The sequence below is a fragment of the Pseudomonas sp. TJI-51 genome (assembly GCF_000190455.2).
Classification (GTDB): Bacteria; Pseudomonadota; Gammaproteobacteria; order Pseudomonadales; family Pseudomonadaceae; genus Aquipseudomonas; species Aquipseudomonas juntendi.
This window is the reverse complement of record NZ_AEWE02000154.1, coordinates 1-2,037: the sequence shown is the minus strand read 5'-3', so window position 1 is coordinate 2,037 and position 2,037 is coordinate 1. Positions and strand designations below refer to the sequence as shown.

The following is a 2,037-nucleotide window of genomic DNA, read 5'->3' as shown; positions in this document are numbered from 1 at the left end:
AGCGATGGGGCCGGTACAGGTTAGCGGTCAACCCACCATCGGCACATGCCCTGGGTGGCTGGCAACCCGCGCCAGCCAGGCGCGAACGGCAGGGTGATCGGCCAGGTCGAACCCGCCCTGATGGGCCACATGGGTGTAGGCATACAACGCCACATCGGCAATCGAATACTGCTCACCGACCAGGTACGGGGTCATCTGCAGCTGGCGTTCCATCACCCTCAAGGCCTTGTAGCCGCCCTTGTGCAGCTTTTTGTATTCCTCCATACGCTCATCTGGCAGCCCCAGGTAAAACTGGATGAAACGCGCCACGGCAATGTACGGCTCGTGGCTGTACTGCTCGAAGAACTGCCACTGCAACACCTGGGTGCGCAGGCGCGGCTCGCTGGGCAGGAATGTACTGCCATCGGCCAGGAAATTGAGAATGGCGTTGGACTCCCACAGGTAAGTGCCGTCTTCCAGCTCCAGCACCGGCACCTTGCCATTGGGGTTCATCGCCAGAAACGCCGGCGTTTCGGTCTCGCCCCTGAGAATGTCCACCGGATGCCATTCGTACGGCCGGCCCAGCAGGCTCAACATCAACTTGACCTTGTAGCAGTTACCCGACTGGTAGTCGCCATAAACCTTGTACATCGCCCCTCCCTGCAAAGCAGTTTTGCAATTGCGCCCAATAGTTGGCGACTGTACGGCTAAAAGCAATGGCCGCTGTATGGCAAGGATCCACCTTGCTGGCTGTAGTCTGAAAAAACTGCTTACACCTTTACAAGGACTTTGTTCATGACCAATGCCACTTCCGCACGCCTGCGGCCCCTGGCAGACAGCGCCCCGTCGGCGGTGGTCGCCGGCTTCATCGCCATGCTCACCGGTTATACCAGCTCGCTGGTGCTGATGTTCCAGGCCGGCCAGGCGGCCGGGCTGACCACTGCGCAGATCTCGTCGTGGATCTGGGCGCTGTCGATTGGCATGGCGGTGTGCAGCATCGGCCTGTCATTGCGCTACCGCACCCCCATCACCATTGCCTGGTCCACCCCCGGCGCAGCGCTGCTGATCACCAGCCTGGGCGGGGTCAGCTACGGCGAGGCCATTGGCGCCTACATCACTTGTGCGGTGCTGGTGCTGGTGTGCGGGCTGACCGGCAGCTTCGAGCGCCTGGTCAAACGCATTCCGGCGTCGCTGGCTTCGGCGTTGCTGGCGGGCATCCTGTTCAAGATCGGCAGCGAAATTTTCGTGGCGGCGCAGCACCGTACCCTGCTGGTGTTGGGCATGTTCTTCAGCTACCTGCTGGTCAAGCGGCTGTCGCCGCGCTACTGCGTGCTGGCGGCCTTGCTGGTGGGTACCGCACTGTCGGGCGCGCTGGGCCTGCTGGACTTCAGCGGCTTCCACCTGGAAGTGGCCAAGCCGGTGTGGACCACGCCGAGCTTCTCGCTGGCCGCCACCATCAGCATCGGCATTCCGCTGTTCGTGGTGGCCATGACTTCGCAGAACATGCCTGGCGTGGCCGTGCTGCGCGCCGACGGCTACCAGGTACCGGCCTCGCCCCTGATCTCGGCTACCGGTTTTGCCTCGCTGCTGCTGGCGCCGTTTGGCTCGCACGGGGTCAACCTGGCGGCGATCAGCGCGGCCATCTGCACTGGGCCGCATGCCCATGAAGACCCCAGCAAACGCTACACCGCAGCGGTGTGGTGCGGGATTTTCTACGGCATCGCCGGGGTATTCGGGGCGACCCTGGCAGCGCTGTTTGCCGCGTTGCCGAAAGAGCTGGTGCTGTCGATTGCGGCGCTGGCGCTGTTTGGCTCGATCATGAACGGGCTGACGGTTGCCATGAGCGAAGCGCCCGAGCGTGAGGCTGCAGTGATTACCTTCATGGTGACGGCGTCGGGGCTGACCCTGTTCTCGATCGGGTCGGCGTTCTGGGGGATTGTGGCGGGGGTTTTGGCCCTGGTGATTCTTAACCCGCGCAAGGCCTGAGGGTTATTGATGCCTGTACCGGCCCTATCGCTGGCAAGCCAGCTCCCACGGGGATCGCATCAGGGCTGACAG

The 2,037-nt window shown here is 62.9% G+C and carries 2 protein-coding genes; one reads left to right on the top strand and one right to left on the bottom strand.

Annotation, left to right across the window (positions count from 1 at the left end; genetic code table 11):
• Window positions 1-27: 27 nt before the first annotated feature.
• Window positions 28-630, bottom strand: coding sequence for a glutathione S-transferase family protein (locus G1E_RS25375; RefSeq protein ID WP_047150230.1), 603 nt, complete (start codon window positions 628-630; stop codon window positions 28-30).
• 144 nt (window positions 631-774) lie between these two features.
• On the opposite strand from G1E_RS25375, the gene G1E_RS25370 reads away from it, so the two are divergent.
• Window positions 775-1,965, top strand: coding sequence for a benzoate/H(+) symporter BenE family transporter (locus G1E_RS25370; RefSeq protein ID WP_009682251.1), 1,191 nt, complete (start codon window positions 775-777; stop codon window positions 1,963-1,965).
• The last annotated feature ends 72 nt before the right edge of the window (window positions 1,966-2,037 follow it).

Excerpts from the sequence above, each read along its gene's own strand:
- G1E_RS25375 (WP_047150230.1), bottom strand. The coding sequence starts at position 630 with ATGTACAAGGTTTATGGCGACTACCAGTCGGGTAACTGCTACAAGGTC.
- G1E_RS25370 (WP_009682251.1), top strand. The coding sequence starts at position 775 with ATGACCAATGCCACTTCCGCACGCCTGCGGCCCCTGGCAGACAGCGCC.